The organism is Streptosporangium sp. NPDC048886 (assembly GCF_055586905.1).
The window spans coordinates 46953-62982 of sequence record NZ_JBVJHH010000037.1 but is presented as its reverse complement, the minus strand read 5'-3'; the positions used below and the strand labels follow the sequence as shown (position 1 = coordinate 62982).

Genomic DNA, 16030 nt, shown 5'->3' with positions numbered 1-16030 from the left:
CCGCACGTGCTCCGGTAGTCCACTGACAGCCCGGTGCTCATCTCGCGCAGATCTCCTGGAATCCGCCGACCGGCGGTGTGAGCCGAGCCGCGGAAGTGCTGTTCTCCGTCATGGCGACCGTGTCGCGATCCGTCTGTCCGCCGCGCTGATCCGGATCAAGACAGGGTCGATCGACACGGGCCTAGGAGATCTTGCGGCGGTAGGTGTTCATGGCGAAGGCGTAGGCGACGATGAGGATGCCGACGCACCAGGCGAGGGCGGTCCAGATGTCGGTGCCGACCGGCTGCTGGGTGAACAGGGCTCGGATGGCGTTGACGATGGAGGTCACCGGCTGGTGCTCGGCGAAGGCGCGCACCGGGCCGGGCATGGTGGCGGTGGGCACGAAGGCCGAGCTGAGGAAGGGCAGGAAGATGAGCGGGTAGGAGAACGCGCTCGCGCCTTCCATGGTCTTCGCGGACAGACCGGGGATGACGGCGATCCAGGTCAGCGCCAGGGTGAACAGGATCAGGATGCCGGCGACCGCGAGCCACGCCGGTGCTCCCGCCGTGGAGCGGAAGCCCATGAGCAGGGCGACGAGCACGACGACCACGAGCGAGATCAGATTGGCGACCAGCGAGGTCAGCACGTGCGCCCACAGCACCGACGACCGCGCGGTCGGCATGGACTGGAATCGCTCGAAGATGCCGCTCTTCATGTCCATGAACAGCCGGTACGCGGTGTAGGCGATGCCCGAGGCGACCGTGATGAGCAGGATGCCGGGCAGCAGGTAGGTCACATACGAGTCTGATCCGGTGTTGATCGCGCCGCCGAACACGTAGACGAACATCAGCATCATGGCGATCGGCATGACCGCGGTCGTGACGATGGTGTCCGGGCTGCGCGCGATGTGGCGCAGGGACCGTCCCAGCAGGACGGCGGTGTCGCCGAAGAAATGCTTGGTCATCGTGATTCCTTACTTGCGTACCGAGACGCGGTGTTTGCCGGCGTCGCCGTCGGTGCCGTTGTCGCCGACGAGCGCGAGGAAGACGTCCTCCAGGGTCGGCTGTTTTTCGACGTATTCGACCTTGGCGGGCGGGAGCAACTGCTTGAGCTCGGCCAGGGTGCCGTTGACGATGATCCGGCCCTGGTGGAGGATCGCGATCCGGTCGGCGAGGTGTTCGGCCTCGTCCAGATACTGCGTCGTGAGCAGCACCGTGGTGCCCCGGTCGGCGAGTTCCCTGACGGCCTGCCAGACCTCGATGCGGGCCTGGGGGTCGAGGCCGGTCGTGGGCTCGTCGAGGAAGATGACCGGCGGGTTGCCGACCAGGCTCATCGCGATGTCGAGGCGGCGGCGCATACCGCCCGAGTACGTCGCCACCTTCCGCGCACCCGCGTCCGTCAGGGAGAAACGCGCGAGCAGGTCGTCGGCGATCTTGTGCGGATCCTTCAGGTGCCGTAACCGGGCGACCAGCACGAGGTTCTCCCGCCCGCTGAGGATCTCATCGACGGCCGCGAACTGCCCGGTCAGGCTGATCGACTCCCGCACCTCCACCGCCTGCCGGGCGACATCGAAACCGTTGACGCGGGCCGTGCCCGCATCGGCCCTGAGCAGCGTGGACAGGATCCTCACCACCGTGGTCTTGCCCGCCCCGTTGGAGCCGAGCAGAGCGAAGATGCTGCCCCGCGCCACATCGAAGTCCACGCCACGCAACACCCGCAACGTCTTGTACGACTTCTCCAGACCCTGCACATGGATCGCCGGCGCTTGCTGTGTCGTCATCAGACTGTCCTGTCCTCTCTTCCGGTGTCTTCGCCGGCGGCTCGCTCGATGGCGCTGGTGAAGCGGTTCCGCTCCCGGGCTCTGTACTGCCCGACCGGGTAGTTGGCCATGAACGCCTCGACGAACTCCACGGGGTCCTCCCCGAAGATGTCGCGGATCGAGGTTCCGTCCGCCACGCCCTGTTCGAACAGATCGGCCAGGTCCTCATACATCGACATCGCGCCGGCGCCGTCCGCCGGCCCGAAGTGCATCAGGTACCGCTCCAGCGCCTCGACCGCCGTGCGATAGTTCTCCGGAAGCTGCTTGATGCGCGCCTTGTACTGCCGGTAGCGTCGCTTGTCCTCGAGTGACCCGGTGACGATCTCCAGATACTGCTGGTAGCGCCTCTTCGGCTCGTTCGACTCTGTGGCCATGTCTACTTACCTCCTTCGCGGAGCTGTTCGAGCCTCTCGGCAAGGAAGCTCCAGGTCCTCCAGAATTCCTCGAGATACTCCCGCCCCTGTGCGTTCAGGGAGTACACCTTGCGCGGCGGCCCCTTCTCGGACGGGATCTTCTCCACGTCGACCAGGCCGCGTTGTTCGACCCGGACCAGCAGCGCGTAGATGGTGCCCTCTGCGATGTCGGCGAAGCCCTGGTCCCGCAGCCACGCCGTGATCTCGTAGCCGTATGCGGGCCGGCCGGACAGGATTGCCAGGACGATGCCCTCCAGCGTCCCCTTGAGCATCTCCGTCGCCTGCTTGCCCATGGAACACCTCCTTCAGCTACTCAGTGATGCCGACTACTGGTACAAAGTAACACTGACTACCAGTACATAGCAACACCGAATAGCCGAGATGCAAGCCGGGACCGCAGGCGCGTGAGAGCGGGCGACCCGATCACCGCTCGGAGCGAGGCCGTCGCCAAGGTCGCCGAGGTCCTGGCGCCCCGACGCCGTACCCACTGATCATCTACGCCCGCCTCTGACGGTAGCCGGCCTGCCGAGGCGTGATCATCTCTGCCGCCGATTACTGCACTCAGACGTAACCGCAGGCCAGAGACAGGTTCGCGGGATTTTCCGCGATTGCTACGAGGACTCCTGCCGGCCGGCCCGCGACAGGAGTTTGGTGAGCAGGGCGCGGAGGTCCGCGGTGCCGTCGGGGCCGAGGATCTCCTCGATGTCGCGCTCGACGCCCTGCATCGCCTCGCGGACCACGGGGATCCGGGCGCGGCCGAGGTCGGTGAGTTCCAGGGCGTAGCGGCGGCGGTCGTGCGGGTCCTGGCCCCGGACCACGAGCCCGGCCTGGACGAGCTCCTCGACCAGCGACGCGGTGGCCGGTTCGGTGAGGTGCAGATATTGGGCCAGTTGCTGCTGGGGGCAGGGGCCGAGCCGCTCCAGGGCGGGCAGCAGGCCGAAGTGGCGGGTGCGCAGGCCGTAGTCCTCCAGCTTGTGGTCGCCGAGCCGGCGCAGGCGGTAGTGGACCTGGGCGATGAGGTGTTCGGTGCTCGGGAGGGTGGGCTGCTCGTCGTGAGCGATCAGCCTGCTGAGCAGCTCGTTGAGGCGGTGCCGTTCCGGAGGGGTCAGCGCTGCGGTGAGCTGGGCGTCGCGGTCGGCGACGGCCTGGCGCATGCCTTCCAGGGCGGTACGGCCCGCGTCGGTCAGCGACAGGACGTAGGTGCGCCGGTTGGCCGGGTTGCGGGTCCGCGTGAGGTGACCGGCCTCCTGGAGCCGGTCGAGCAGCTTGACCATGATCGTCCGGTTGACGCCGAGGCGGTGCGCGAGGTCCTGCTGCGAGCGGGCGTTCTCGTCGGCCAGCACGTCGAGCACCACGAAGTCGCGGGACTGCGGCCCGTCCCGCATGGCCTCGGCCGCGATGCCGGTGAAGGCCCGGCGCAGCAGGTGGCCGATGGTCCCGTGCAGCGGCCCGGACTCCTCGTCGACGACCTCTCTCCGTCGCTCGGACACAGATCCCACCTCCCCGGCGTAAGCCTATCAGCGTTGATGGTCCGACATGTTGATGCTGCAATCTATTGATAGTTGGAGAGTTGACGGTTGTGGAGATGCGGATTAACGTCGGTGTCCTGCGGAGCGCGGAGATCACTGAGGGAGCGGGAAATGAGCTTCAAGCTGGACATGTCGATGATGTTCGTGATGCACGACGCCCTGCGGCGGGAGCTGGAGCGGATCGCGCGGATCACCGCCAGAGGCGGTGACGACCCCCGGCTGATCCTGAAGTCGGCTGTGGGCTGGGAGATGTTCAAGACCTACCTGCACGCCCACCACCGGTCCGAGGACGAGACCCTCTGGCCGGTGATGGCGGAGATCCTGGCCGAGCGGCCGGCCGACCTGGCCCTGCTGGACGCGATGGAGGCCGAGCACGCGATCATCGACCCATTGCTGGACTCCGTCGACGCCGCGCTGGCCGACCGCGAGAGGGGCCCGCGGCGGCTCGGCGAGCTGGTGGACGCGCTGCACACCGGGCTGACCGGGCACCTCAAGCACGAGGAGTCCGAGGCGCTGGCACTGATCGACGACACCCTCAACGAGGAGCAGTGGGGCCGGCTCGGCCAGCGGCAGCGCGAGCGGATCGGCACCGACGCGCCACGCTACCTGCCGTGGCTGCTGGACGACCTCGACCCCCACCGCGCCGCGGCCATCCTCGGCCGGATGCCCGAACCGCTGCGCACCGCCTACGAGAACGACTGGCGGGCCGCCTACACCGGCCTGGACCTGTGGGGCGCGGCCGGCCGCCGGACCGCCTGATCCCCCCGTCGCGGCACCGCGGCCCGCGCCCTGGCCACCACCGCCCGGCTCCGCCAAGGGGCCGGCGTCCGAACACCGGCCGTACGACCCGATGAAGCCCCTACCCGTCCGGAGAGGACACCACGATCATGCCTACCACTCCAGTCATCGACTCCCACATCGCCCACGTCGAGACCGGGACCGGTGATCTGCCGGTGGTGTTCCTGCACGGCAGCCCCACCTCCTCCTACATCTGGCGCAACGTCGTCCCGCACGTCGCCGGCCAGGCCAGGGTCCTGGCCCCGGATCTGATCGGGATGGGCGCCTCCGGCAAGCCCGACATCGACTACCGCTTCGTCGACCACGCCCGCTACCTGGACGCCTGGTTCCAGGCGCTGGACCTGGACCGGGTCGTCCTGGTCGGCCACGACTGGGGCGGCGCGCTGGCCATGGACTGGGCCGCCCGCCACCCCGGCCGCGTGCGCGGCATCGTCCTGATGGAGACCTTCCTGCGGCCGCAGACCTGGGCGGAACTGCCGGCCGACGTCGCCGAGCACAGCCGCGCCCTGCGCACCCCCGGGCTCGGGGAGACCATGCTGCTGGAGCAGAACTTCGCCATCGAGGGCGCCCTCCCCCACCCCTTCGCCATCCGGACCGGGATCAGCCAGGAGGACCTGGACGTCTATCGGGCGCCCTATCCCGACCCGGCCTCACGCAAGCCGCTGCTGCGCTGGCCCCGCGAGATCCCGTTCGACCGCGAGCCGGCCGACGTGGCCGAGCGCATGGACGCCTACGGCGAGTGGCTCGCCGACACCCCGGAAGTGCCCAAGCTCCTGCTCACCGTGGAGAACGGCGTGGGCATCGCCTCCCCGGAGGTCGTGGCCTGGGCCCGGCGGCACGCCGCCTCGCTCGAGGTGGAGGACATCGGCCCCGCCGGGCACCAGGCGCCCGAGGACCAGCCCGACGCCATCGGCCGGGCCATCGCCCACTGGCTGGACCGGCACCACCTGAGCCGGGCGCGGGTGCGGCCCGGCCTGCGGGAGACCCCGGTCCGATGAGCCCGCCCGGCGGCCGATGCCCCGCTTCCGCCGGAGCGGGGCGTCGGCCGCCGGCACGGCGTCGAACGGGCACCGGTCGAAGATCCGCGCGCCGGGAAGCCGGGTGACCGGTCCCGCGCCGTCGTCGTCCGGCCCGCGCCGAAGGCCCCGTTCGGCCAGACGATCATCCGAGGACGAGCGGGAGTTTCACGGCCAGCTCGCCCAGCTCGGCCCGCTCCGCGCCGGTCGGGGCACGCCGTCCGGTGCCGACCAGCAGCGTGTCCTGGTCGGAGAACGAGGCGGGGAACGCGGTCAAAGAGCGTGAGAAGTGATCCACAGCGGCAAGGTAGTCCGGTGCCGCAACGGCGGACAAGCGCGTTCGGACGGTCGGCCCGCGTGCCCCGCCGGCCGCGTCCGCCCGTCCGGGGTCAGGCCGCTCACCGTACGGGACAGCCCGGTTGCGGGTCCCCCGCCGCGCCGCCGCCGTCGATGACGGCGTTGCGGTCACCGAGGCGGCCCGCACCGTGACGTCGGCCCCGGCGTGGTTCTAGGAGCGAGTCCCCTCATAGTCGGGGAGCGCGGCCGGGGTGTTCCGGGCTGCCGGGCGCATGGTGAGGATCAGCACGGCCAGCCCGGCGAAGATGACCGCGGCCACGACACCGGTGAGGTGCAGGCCGGCGGTGAACGCCTCCCGCGCGGCGTGCAGCAGTTCCGCGCCCTGACCGGCGGGAAGATCCTGGCCGGCGGCGACCGCCCCGGCCAGCGAGTCGGACGTGCCGTCCATCCGGCTGCGGTAGACCACCGCGGCCATCACACCGAGCAGCGCGAAGCCGAGCGAACCGCCGAAGTAGTTGCCGGTCTCCGACATCGACGCCGCCGAGCCGGCGCGCTCGGGCGGTACGGACCCGACGACCAGCCCGGTGCCCAGCGCGAACAGCGGGCCGGTGCCCAGCGCCAGTACGGCGATGCCGATCATCACCGGCGGCAGGGCGCTCGCACCGTCGGCGCCGACCAGCAGCAGGCTGCCCAGCGCCGATCCCACCAGTCCCCCGGCGATCGCGGTCGTCTGCTTCATCCGCCGAGCGAGCGCCGGCGCGGCCATGGTGCCGACCGCCACGCCCAGGCCCATGGGGGCGAACAGCACCGCCGACGCGATCGGCGAGTAGCCCAGCACGCTCTGCAGGTACTGGGTCACCAGCAGGCCCGTACCGGCCATGGCGATGCCGGCGAAGACCAGCGCGAGGAGTACGGCCGTGAACGGGCGGTTGCGGAGCAGCCGCAGGTCCAGCAGCGGCGTCTCCAGCCGCAGCTGCCGGCGTACGAACAGCGATCCCATGGCCGCGCCGACGACGAGGGCCACCGCCGGCACGACCGGCACGCTCTCGACGGTCAGCTGCTTGATGCCGTAGACCGTCGAAAGCACTGCCACGAGCGACAGCCCGACGCTGGCCGGGTCCAGCCGGCCGGCCCGGTCGCTGCGGAACTCCGGCAGCAGGACCGGCCCGGCCAGCAGCAGCAGCCCCATCGCCGGCACGGCGACCAGGAACACCGATCCCCACCAGAAGTGCTGGAGCAGGAGCCCGGCGAGGACGGGTCCGAGCGCGCCGCCGGTGAACTGGCAGGTCGCCCAGATCGCGATGGCCTGCCCGCGCTGCCGTCCGTCACGGAACATGTTCGTGATCAGGGCAAGTGTGGACGGCGCCAGGGTCGCGCCGGCGACGCCCAGCAGCGCACGCGCGACGATCAGCATCAACGGGCTGACCGCGAAGGCGGCCACGACCGACAGCACCGCGAATGCCGCCGCGCCGATCATCAGCAGCCGCCGGCGGCCGATCCGGTCACCGAGCGTCCCCATCGTGATGACCATGCCGGCCACCATGAATCCGTAGCTGTCGCTGATCCACAGCTGCTCGACGTTGGTGGCGCCCATGTCGGCGCTCAGCCGTGGGAGCGCGAGGAGCAGCGCCGTCGTGTCTATCGCGACGAGCAATGTCGGCAGCGCCAGGATGCCCAGCCCCAGCCACGCCCGGTTGACCCGCATATCCGAGACTCCTGTTCTCTCGACGTTTCGCCGGTTGGTCGGAGCGGTCGAGAGGTTCTTGACATCGGTACGGAGGAGATCTCGCGCGTCTGCCGCGGTGGGACGTCACCGGATGTGACGACCTCGCGGTCCGGGCGGGGTGACGGGGAAAACTCATGCGAAATTTCCGGCGGGGGATGTCAAGACGGCGGCGGCGGCTCCGACCAACCACTCGAAGGGCCCAGCCGGGCCCGCGGACCACGAGGAGTACGAGATGAAGTTTCTGATCAGCATGCACATCAACCCGGCCGTGATAGACGCGCTGACCGACCAGGAGAAGGCGGCGATCGGCGACGGCCACGGCAAGTTCATCGAGGCGCTGAAGAAATCCGGCGAGCTGATCACCACCCAGGCACTGGTCGACCCGTCACAGGCCGCCGTGGTGACCGTGCGCAACGGCCAGCCGGTGGTGACCGACGGGCCCTTCCTGGAGTCGAAGGAGTATCTGGGCGGCTTCTACCTGATCGACTGCGAGAACAAGGAGCGGGCGATCGAGCTGGCAGCGCAGATCCCGGACACCGCGATCGAGGGTCTGGGGGTCGAGGTGCGGCAGGTGATGTTCGCTGACGGACAATTGGAGGCATGACAGCACCCGTCATCGAGGACCTGCTGCGTGAGCTCACGCCGCAGGTCCTCGGCGCGTTGGTACGCCGGCACGGCCGGTTCGAAGGGTGCGAGGACGCCGTACAGGAGGCCGTCCTCGCCGCCGCCGTGCAGTGGCCGGCCCAGGGAGTGCCGGACAACGCGCGCGGCTGGCTGGTGGCTGTCGCCTCCCGCCGGCTCATCGACCAGATGCGCAGTGACCACGCGCGCCGCGAGCGGGAGTCGGCGACGGCCACCGAGGTGGTGCCCGAGGACGTACCGGACACCGACGACACGCTCGTCCTGCTGTTCCTGTGCTGCCATCCGACGCTGACCGCGGCCTCCCAGACCGCCCTGACGCTGCGGGCGGTCGGCGGCCTGACCACGGCCGAGATCGCCCGCGCGTTCCTGGTGCCGGAGGCCACGATGGCGGCCAGGATCAGCCGGGCCAAGCAGCGCATCAAGGCCGCCGGCAGCTCGTTCGGCCTGCCGGACGGCGCGGACCGCGAGGAGCGGCTACGGGTCGTCCTGCACGTGCTCTACCTGATCTTCAACGAGGGCTACACCGCCTCCTCGGGCAGCGAGCTGCACCGCGCCGACCTCGCGCACGAGGCGATCCGGCTGGCCAGGATGGTGCGCGCGCAGCTGCCCGAGGACGGCGAGGTGACCGGGCTGCTCGCGCTGATGCTGCTGACCGACGCCCGCCGGGAGGCCCGCACGACGGCGGCCGGCGACCTGGTGCCGCTGGACGAGCAGGACCGTACGAGGTGGGACCGCGGGCTGATCGACGAGGGCATCGAGCTGGTCAAGGCGTCACTGGCCGGCCCGGCGCTGGGGCCCTACCAGCTACAGGCCGCCATCGCCGCCACGCACGCCGCCGCGGCCACGGCCGCGGCGACCGACTGGTCGCAGGTGCACGCGCTCTACCTGATCCTGGAACGGATCGCGCCCAACCCGATGGTCACCCTCAACCGGGCGATCGCGCTCGCCGAGATCGAGGGCCCGCCGGCCGGGCTGGCCCTGCTGTCCACACTGGACGGTGACGAGCGGATGGCCGGGCATCACCGGCTGCTGTCCGTACGGGCGCATCTGCTGGAGAAGACCGGCGACACGGCCGGGGCCTACGAGCACTACCGGCGCGCGGCGAAGTCCACCGCCAGCATCGCCGAGCGACGCTACCTGGAGGCCCGGGCCAGCCGGGTGAGGACGTAGATCCCGCCCCAGCCCCTTCACCGGTGGTGCTCTGTGGATCTCGTCTGAGCCGGAGCGGCAGACGGGCGACGGTCACGGCCGGAAGGCCGAAGACGGCGGCAGGGTCAGGACGGCGGCGGGCAGGTGGCGCAGCGCCGGCGGGACGGTGACGGTGCCGTCCCGGTCGATCTGCGCCGGGTCCTCGCCCCAGTGGGCGCCCGGGTGGCCGAGCAGGTCGGCGGGCAGGCGGAAGCCGCCGTGCGCCGGGTCGAACGCGATCACGTTGAGCGCCCCGTCGGGGCGGACCGTGTAGCGCAGCGGCGCGCCCACCGGCTCGGCGTGGCGCTGCCAGGGGCGGGTGCCGTAGACGGCGTGCGGGTGGGCGGCCAGCCAGCGGCCGAGGTCGCGCAGCCGGTCGACCTGCGCGCCGGGCAGGGAGCCGTCGCCGCGCGGGCTGATGTTGAGCAGCAGGTTGCCGTTCTTGGCGACGGTGTCGACGAGGAGGTGGACCAGCTCGGTGGCGCCGATGAGGTGGGTGTCGTCCTCCGCGCCGTTGTAGCCAAACGAGGCGCCGAGGCCGCGCGTCGCCTCCCACGTCCACTCGGGCGCGGTGGTCTCGGTGCGGTACTCGCGGGTGCGGAACCCCCGGTGCGGCACGCCCCACCGGTCGTTGACCACCCCCTCGGGCACGCGCTCGTAGTAGTACTCGAACAGCGCGGCCAGGCTGTGCGGCCCGGCGGCCTTGGCGGAGTCCGGCCAGTCGATGTCGTTCCACAGCACGTCGGGCCGGTGCCGTTCGACCAGTTCCCGCACCTGGTCGAAGCAGTAGCGGGCGAAGGCCGGGTCGTTGCGCCGGTAGGTGAACAGGTCGGTCAGCGACCGGATCGGCGGGAAGTGCGACACGTGCCAGTCGAGCGCGCCGGAGTAGTAGAGCCCGAAGCGCAGCCCTGCCGACCGGGCGGCGCCCGCCAGCTCGGCGACGACGTCGCGGCGGGGTCCCCGGTGGACGCTGGAGAAGCCGGTGGTGGCGGTGTCCCACAGGCAGAAGCCGTCGTGGTGCTTGGCCGTCGGCACCACGTAGCGCGCCCCGCACGCGGCGAAGAGCCGCATCCAGCCGTCGGGGTCGTACCTGTCGGCCGCCCAGTCGTCGGCCAGGTCCTCGTAGGAGGTGCCGACGCCGAAGGCGCTCTCGTGGTGGGCGCTGGTCGGCGAGCCGGGGATGCGCAGGGTGTTGGCGTACCACTCGGCGTACTGGTGGTGGCTGTATTCGAGCTCCGCGGGCACGTCCTGGCCCGGCCCGCGCGGCGGCGCCCATCCGGCGACCGAGTACAGCCCCCAGTGGACGAACACGCCGAACTTGGCGTCCCGGTACCAGTCGGGCACCGGTCTGTCGGGGTAGTCCGGCGCGTCCGCGCCGAGGTCGGGGCCGGTCCGGCGATCGAAGAAGAGCATGGATTCCTTTCAGCGCCCGGCCAGCCCGGCCGTGGCGATCCCTTTCACCAGGTGTTTCTGCAGCGCGATGAGGAGCAGCAGGGTGGGCAGAACGGAGATGACGGAGGCGGCCATGACCAGGTGCCACTGGTTGCCGTTCTGGCCGAAGAAGAGCTGCAGGCCGAGCGGCACCGTGCCTCTGGCGTTCACATCGTTGATCATGATGAGCGGCCACAGGAAGCTGTTCCAGTAGCCGATGAAGGTGAACACCGCGAGCACGCCCAGGGCGGGCCTGGCGAGCGGCAGCATGACGCGCAGGAAGACGCGCAGCTCTCCGGCGCCGTCGAGGCGCGCCGCCTCGCGCAGCTCACCCGGCACGCTCTTGAAGAACTGCCGCAGCAGGAACGCGCCGAAGGCGGTGAACGCCCACGGGAAGATGAGCGCCTGGTAGCTGTCCACCCAGCCGAACCCCTGCATGAGCAGGAACATCGGCACGACCAGCACCTCCTGCGGCACCATCATGGTGGCCAGGAAGACGAGGAAGACGCCGTCCCGGCCGCGCCAGCGCAGCGCGGTGAAGGCGTAGGCCGACAGCGCCGAGGCGGCCAGCACGACGAGGGTGCCCGCGCCCGACACGAGCACGCCGTTGCCGATGTAGCGCTCGAAGGGCACGTAGTCGAAGACGTCGGCGAAGTTGCGCCAGCGCAGCTCGGAGCCGATCAGCGCGGTCGGCGAGCCGAACGTCTCGCCCGGCGGCTTGAGCGCCGTGGCGACGGCGAAGATCAGCGGGTACAGGAACGCCAGGGCGACGCCGGCCAGCAGGGTGTGCGACAGCAGGCGGCTAACTCTCATAGTGGACCCACCGTTTCTGGCCCAGGAACTGCACGGCCGTGACACCGAGGATGATCGCGAACAGCAGCCACGCGCCCGCCGCGGCCAGCCCGAGGTCGCGTGACTCGAAGCCGGCCTGGTAGACGTTCATGACCAGCGTCTCGGTGACGTTGCCCGGCCCGCCCGCCGTGAGGATGTAGGGCTGGGTGAACACCTGCAGCGCGTTGATCATCGTCATGGTCGCCGCGAAGAACAGCGCCGGCGAGATCAGCGGCAGTTGCACGCTGAGGAGCCTGCGCAGCCCGGTCGCCCCGTCGAGCGAGGCGGCCTCCAGCACGCTGGGCGACATCTCGTTGATGGCCGCGGAAAAGACGATCATGTTGTAGCCGAACCCCTGCCACACGCTCATCGCGACCACGGCCAGCAGCGCGGTGCGGCCGTCGGCCAGCAGGTTCGGCTCCCCGCCCACGGCCTGGAAGAGCAGCTTCCAGATGACCGCGTTGGCGACCATCGGGGTGATGGCCGGGACGAAGAACAGCACCCGCCACAGGTTCGCCCAGCGTGACCGGTTGATCCAGAACGCCAGGCCGAGCGCGAGCAGGAGGTTGAGCGGCACGTAGAGGCCGGTGAAGACGAAGGTGTTGCGCAGCGCGGTCAGGAAGTCGGGATCCTCGCCGAGCAGGTAGCGGAAGTTCTCCAGGCCGACGAACTCCCGCGTGCCGAGCATGGGCCACTCGAAGAAGCTCATGACGACGGCCATCCCGACCGGGAACAGGGTGAACAGTCCCAGCCCGAGCACGCTCGGCGTGACGAAGCCGAGCGCGCTCCACTGCTCTGTCGTGCGCGGCTTCACTGGCCTCGGGCGCTCTGCTGCTGGATCGTGCCGAGCGCGTCCTTGGGTGACTGGTCGCCGGTGTAGACCTGGATGAGGTACTGCGCCATGAGCTTGCTGACGCTGTCCCAGTTCTTGGTGGTGAAGAGGGGGACGCCGCCGGTCAGGCCGTCCTTGAGCGAGGCGATCGCGCCGCGTACCGCCTCGGCGTTGCGCGGGTCCTGCTTGACGAGGAACTCCTCGTAGGTGGCCTGCTGGTCGGTGCGCGAGGGGAGGCTGCGGCCCTGCCCGGCCAGGTAGGCCTGGGCGTCCGGCCCGGTCAGCACCGAGACGGCCTTGGCGGCCTCCTGCGGGTAGGGGCAGCCCTTGGCGACGCCGAAGCCGGAGGCGGCGAGGTAGGTCTTGGACCCGCCGGACCCGGCGGGCAGCGGCGCGAAGCCGACCGCGAACTTGGCGTCCTTGACCGCCGAGCCGATGTTCCACGACCCGTCGACCGCCATCATGGCGTTGCCGTTGACGAACTGCGTCTCGCCCCAGCCCACGTCGGACGAACTGGCCGGCACCAGCGCCGCCTTGCTCGCGGCCAGGCCGGCGTACCAGGTGAGCGCGTCCACCATGGGCTGGCTGTCGAACCCCAGCTTCACGTCCGGGGTGACCGGCTGGGCCCCGTTGTAGGACAGCATGAACGACAGCGAGTGCAGGTCGGCGAAGGACATGCCGAACCCGGCCTTGCCCCCGGTGGAGAGCTTCTTGGCCGCCTGCTCGAAGTCGGCGACGGTCCAACCGCTCTTCGGCTCGGCCACGCCCGCCTTGGTGAAGGCGTCCTTGTTGTAGTAGAGAAGCATCGAGGCCAGGTCGTACGGCAGGGCGAGCTGTCTGCCGCCCAGTTTGAGCGCCTCCAGGGCGGCGGGGGCGAAGCCCTGGGTGTCGATCTTTCCGTCGAGCGGCTCCAGCAGGTCGGCGTAGGCGCTGAGGCGCAGGCTCTGCATGGACACCACGCACGGCTGCTTGCCGGCCGCGAACTCGGTCTGGAGCTTGGTGAAATAGTCGTTGAACGGTGCCGTGCGGAGATTCACCTTGATGGTGGGGTGTCTCTGGGTGACGAGCGCGGCGAGATGGTCGAGCTGGGCCTTCTCGTCCTCACTGCCGGCCCACATCTCCCAGTCCAGCGTGACGGTGCCTCCGGTGTCGCGGGCGCCGCCCGACGTGCCGGAGCCTCCGCCGCCGCACGCGGCGGAGACCATCATGCCTGCCAGGCCCAGAGCCGGCAGGACGCTTCTGCGCATGCGCATCTGCGCTCCCTCCTAGACGCCGCCCGTGATATTTTTCGGGGACGAATTTATTATGGTGGCTGACCTTAGGGTCGGGACGCGCAGGCCGTCAAGAGAGGCAGAATGACCGACATGCCCCCACCTCCGTACCGGGAAGACCTGGTCAAGGCGGAGATCCTCGCCATGCTCGGGTCACGGCCGCTCAACCGGTCACAGATCGCCGCCCGGCTGGGCCTCGGTGCCGCCACCGTGACCGAGCACACCCGCCGCCTGATCGAGCTGGGCTTCCTGCGCGAGCTGCCGCCGCAGGTCAGCGGCAGAGGGCGGCCGAAAGTGCCGCTGGAGGTCGTCCCCGACGCCGCCTACACGCTGGGCCTGCGCGTCCACTCCGACCATCTGATGGGCGTGCTGGCCCGGCTCGACGGGGGCGAGGTGGCCCGCTTCACCCGGCCGTTCTCGCCCACGGGCGACCCCGTGCGACAGCTCGCGGCCGCGTGCGAGGACGTGCTGCGCGATCCCGACACCGGCTCACGGGTGCTCGGCATCGGGCTGGCCGTCCCGGGGGTCATCGACCCCGGCACCGGAACGGTGCGGCTGTCGCCGCGCATGGGGTGGACCGACCTGCCGCTCCAGCCGCCACTGGCGGCGCGCCTGCCGGTGCCCGTGCTGATCGACAACGACACCCGCGCCTCCACCACGGGAGAGCTGCTCTACGGCACCGGCCGCGACCACGACGACTTCCTGGTGCTGGCCATCGGCGACGGCGTGGGCATGGGCATCGTGCTGGGCCGCCGGGTCCATCGCGGCCCCGACGGGGTGGCCGGCGAGTTCGGCCACGTGCCCACCGGTCCGGGCGGCCCGAAGTGCGTGTGCGGGCGGCGCGGCTGCGTCGACGCCTACGTCGCGGACTACGCGCTCGCCGCCGAGGCCGTGGCGCGCGGCCTCGTCGACGTGCCGCCGCCGCTGGAGGGACTGCGCCGCCTGGCCGCCGACGACGCCCCGGGCGTGCGCGACCTGCTCGCCGAGGCCGGTGAGATCCTCGGCCGCGCCGTGGCGGGCGTGGTGAACGTGCTGGCCGTGCGGGCGCTGACCGTCATCGGAGAGAGCCACGTGCTCTGGCCGTACATCGCGCCCGGCTTCCACCGCGCGGTCGACGAGGGGGTCATCGCGGCCCTGCCCGGACTGGAGATCACCCTGAGGCCGTGGGACGACAGCGGTCACGCCCGCGGCGCGGCCAGCCTGGTGCTGGCCGCCAGTCTCGCCTCGTGAAATGCCGACAGACAGCCACCGGATTACTTATAGTGATCGCGTGGAACCGGATGATCTATATAGTCACCTGGTCATTCTCGGCTTACGCCCCCAAACCGCCCGCGTGTACGTACAGTTGCTCTCCATGCGGCAGGTGACCGAGGCGGCGCTCGCCGAGGCGCTGGACCTGCGGGCCGACCAGGCGCGCTCGGCGTTGAAGGAGCTCACCACCTGGGGCCTGGCGGGCCGGCACGACGCCAGCGGTTTCCGGGCGGTGGTGCCGGAGGTCGGCCTCGACGCGCTGGTCCGGCGGCGGCAGGCCGACGTCGAGCAGGCGCGCATCGCCGTGGGCCACGCCTTCGAGACGCAGCGCAGGTCCGCCCGCAGGACCGACGTCGACTCGCCGGTCGAGGTGGTGACCGGCCCTGCGGTGAAGCTGCGCATCCGGCAGCTCGTCAACGGCGTCCGGCACGGGATCCGGCGGCTCGACCGGCCGCCGCACCTGTTCGGGGCCGTCAACAGGGCGGAGATCGAGCAGCTCGCCCGGGGGGTGAGCTACCGGGTGGTCTACGCGCGGGAGTCCCTGGAGCTGCCCGGCTACCTGGAGGAGAACGTCACGCCGTGCGTGGAGGCCGGGGAGCAGGCACGCGTCGCCGCGGACCTGCCGGTGAACATGACCATCCTCGACAAGGACCTCGCGTGGCTCGCCAGGCCGGAGAACGGCCGGGACGGGGCGCTGACGATCGTCTACCCGGGGGGCCTGCTGGAGGCGCTCGCCGGGCTGTTCGAGATCTGCTGGAAGAGCGCCGTCCCCCTGCACCTGGCGGCCGGGACGGGGCCGTCGATCCGCGCCGATGACCGCAGACTGCTCGTCCTGCTCAACGCGGGGGTCAGCGACGCCCGCGCGGCCCAGAGCCTGGGGATGAGCCGCAGGACGTTCTACCGCCGGCTGGAGCAGCTGATGGCCCTGACGGCCACGACCAGCAGGTTCCAGCTGGCCGTCGCGGCGGCCCGGCGGGGCTGGCTGTAGGCGTGCTCGACGGAAGGGA

The 16030-nt window shown here is 70.6% G+C and carries 17 protein-coding genes; 6 read left to right on the top strand and 11 right to left on the bottom strand.

What is annotated here, in order from left to right; translation table 11 throughout:
• Positions 1–181: 181 nt before the first annotated feature.
• The 5 genes from ACZ6R6_RS36225 to ACZ6R6_RS36205 all read right to left on the bottom strand — a co-directional run bounded on the left by ACZ6R6_RS36225 (position 182) and on the right by ACZ6R6_RS36205 (position 3701).
• Positions 182–943, bottom strand: coding sequence for an ABC transporter permease (locus tag ACZ6R6_RS36225; protein WP_470101137.1), 762 nt, complete (start codon positions 941–943; stop codon positions 182–184).
• A gap of 9 nt (positions 944–952) precedes the next feature.
• Positions 953–1759, bottom strand: coding sequence for an ABC transporter ATP-binding protein (locus tag ACZ6R6_RS36220; protein ID WP_470101135.1), 807 nt, complete (start codon positions 1757–1759; stop codon positions 953–955).
• A complete protein-coding gene (locus ACZ6R6_RS36215) occupies positions 1759–2172 on the bottom strand; it encodes a DUF1048 domain-containing protein (protein WP_470101133.1) in 414 nt (137 codons plus the stop codon). The genes ACZ6R6_RS36220 and ACZ6R6_RS36215 overlap by 1 nt, the downstream gene beginning before the upstream one ends.
• A gap of 2 nt (positions 2173–2174) precedes the next feature.
• Positions 2175–2504 (bottom strand): PadR family transcriptional regulator, encoded by a 330-nt coding sequence (locus tag ACZ6R6_RS36210; protein WP_470101131.1) that lies wholly within the window; start codon positions 2502–2504, stop codon positions 2175–2177.
• A 318-nt stretch (positions 2505–2822) separates the two neighbouring features.
• On the bottom strand, positions 2823–3701 hold the full coding sequence (locus ACZ6R6_RS36205; protein ID WP_470101129.1) for a MarR family winged helix-turn-helix transcriptional regulator: 879 nt from the start codon (positions 3699–3701) through the stop codon (positions 2823–2825).
• 150 nt (positions 3702–3851) lie between these two features.
• On the opposite strand from ACZ6R6_RS36205, the gene ACZ6R6_RS36200 reads away from it, so the two are divergent.
• Positions 3852–4499: a hemerythrin domain-containing protein gene (locus ACZ6R6_RS36200; protein ID WP_470101127.1), complete on the top strand. Its 648-nt coding sequence runs from the start codon at positions 3852–3854 to the stop codon at positions 4497–4499.
• 128 nt (positions 4500–4627) lie between these two features.
• The gene (locus ACZ6R6_RS36195) at positions 4628–5536 is read left to right on the top strand and encodes a haloalkane dehalogenase (protein ID WP_470101125.1); all 909 of its coding nucleotides are present in this window, start codon (positions 4628–4630) and stop codon (positions 5534–5536) included.
• Between the two features lie 163 nt (positions 5537–5699).
• Here the strand turns inward: ACZ6R6_RS36195 and ACZ6R6_RS36190 are convergent, their stop codons facing one another.
• Both ACZ6R6_RS36190 and ACZ6R6_RS36185 read right to left on the bottom strand, forming a co-directional pair.
• Positions 5700–5852, bottom strand: a complete 153-nt coding sequence (locus ACZ6R6_RS36190; RefSeq protein ID WP_470101123.1) for a hypothetical protein — start codon at positions 5850–5852, stop codon at positions 5700–5702.
• Between the two features lie 210 nt (positions 5853–6062).
• Positions 6063–7556: an MFS transporter gene (locus ACZ6R6_RS36185; RefSeq protein ID WP_470101121.1), complete on the bottom strand. Its 1494-nt coding sequence runs from the start codon at positions 7554–7556 to the stop codon at positions 6063–6065.
• 253 nt (positions 7557–7809) lie between these two features.
• Here ACZ6R6_RS36185 and ACZ6R6_RS36180 point away from each other — a divergent pair, with 253 nt between their 5' ends.
• Together ACZ6R6_RS36180 and ACZ6R6_RS36175 are read left to right on the top strand one after the other, a co-directional pair.
• Complete coding sequence (locus ACZ6R6_RS36180) at positions 7810–8181, top strand: YciI family protein (protein ID WP_470101119.1); 372 nt, start codon at positions 7810–7812, stop codon at positions 8179–8181.
• Entirely contained in the window at positions 8178–9389 is a 1212-nt protein-coding gene (locus ACZ6R6_RS36175; protein WP_470101117.1) for an RNA polymerase sigma factor, read from the top strand. Before ACZ6R6_RS36180 ends, ACZ6R6_RS36175 begins: the two co-directional genes overlap by 4 nt.
• Positions 9390–9461: 72 nt before the next feature.
• Here the strand turns inward: ACZ6R6_RS36175 and ACZ6R6_RS36170 are convergent, their stop codons facing one another.
• The 4 genes from ACZ6R6_RS36170 to ACZ6R6_RS36155 are packed head-to-tail and all read right to left on the bottom strand — an operon-like array spanning position 9462 to position 13754.
• Complete coding sequence (locus ACZ6R6_RS36170; RefSeq protein WP_470101115.1) at positions 9462–10820, bottom strand: alpha-L-fucosidase; 1359 nt, start codon at positions 10818–10820, stop codon at positions 9462–9464.
• Positions 10821–10829: 9 nt separating this feature from the next.
• On the bottom strand, positions 10830–11651 hold the full coding sequence (locus tag ACZ6R6_RS36165; protein ID WP_470101113.1) for a carbohydrate ABC transporter permease: 822 nt from the start codon (positions 11649–11651) through the stop codon (positions 10830–10832).
• Positions 11641–12483: a carbohydrate ABC transporter permease gene (locus ACZ6R6_RS36160; RefSeq protein WP_470101111.1), complete on the bottom strand. Its 843-nt coding sequence runs from the start codon at positions 12481–12483 to the stop codon at positions 11641–11643. The genes ACZ6R6_RS36165 and ACZ6R6_RS36160 overlap by 11 nt, the downstream gene beginning before the upstream one ends.
• Positions 12480–13754: an ABC transporter substrate-binding protein gene (locus tag ACZ6R6_RS36155; RefSeq protein ID WP_470101109.1), complete on the bottom strand. Its 1275-nt coding sequence runs from the start codon at positions 13752–13754 to the stop codon at positions 12480–12482. Before ACZ6R6_RS36155 ends, ACZ6R6_RS36160 begins: the two co-directional genes overlap by 4 nt.
• A gap of 111 nt (positions 13755–13865) precedes the next feature.
• Between ACZ6R6_RS36155 and ACZ6R6_RS36150 the strand changes: the two genes are divergently transcribed.
• Positions 13866–15002, top strand: coding sequence for an ROK family protein (locus tag ACZ6R6_RS36150; RefSeq protein ID WP_470101107.1), 1137 nt, complete (start codon positions 13866–13868; stop codon positions 15000–15002).
• Positions 15003–15126: 124 nt separating this feature from the next.
• Entirely contained in the window at positions 15127–16011 is an 885-nt protein-coding gene (locus ACZ6R6_RS36145; protein WP_470101105.1) for a TrmB family transcriptional regulator, read from the top strand.
• Positions 16012–16030 lie beyond the last annotated feature (19 nt).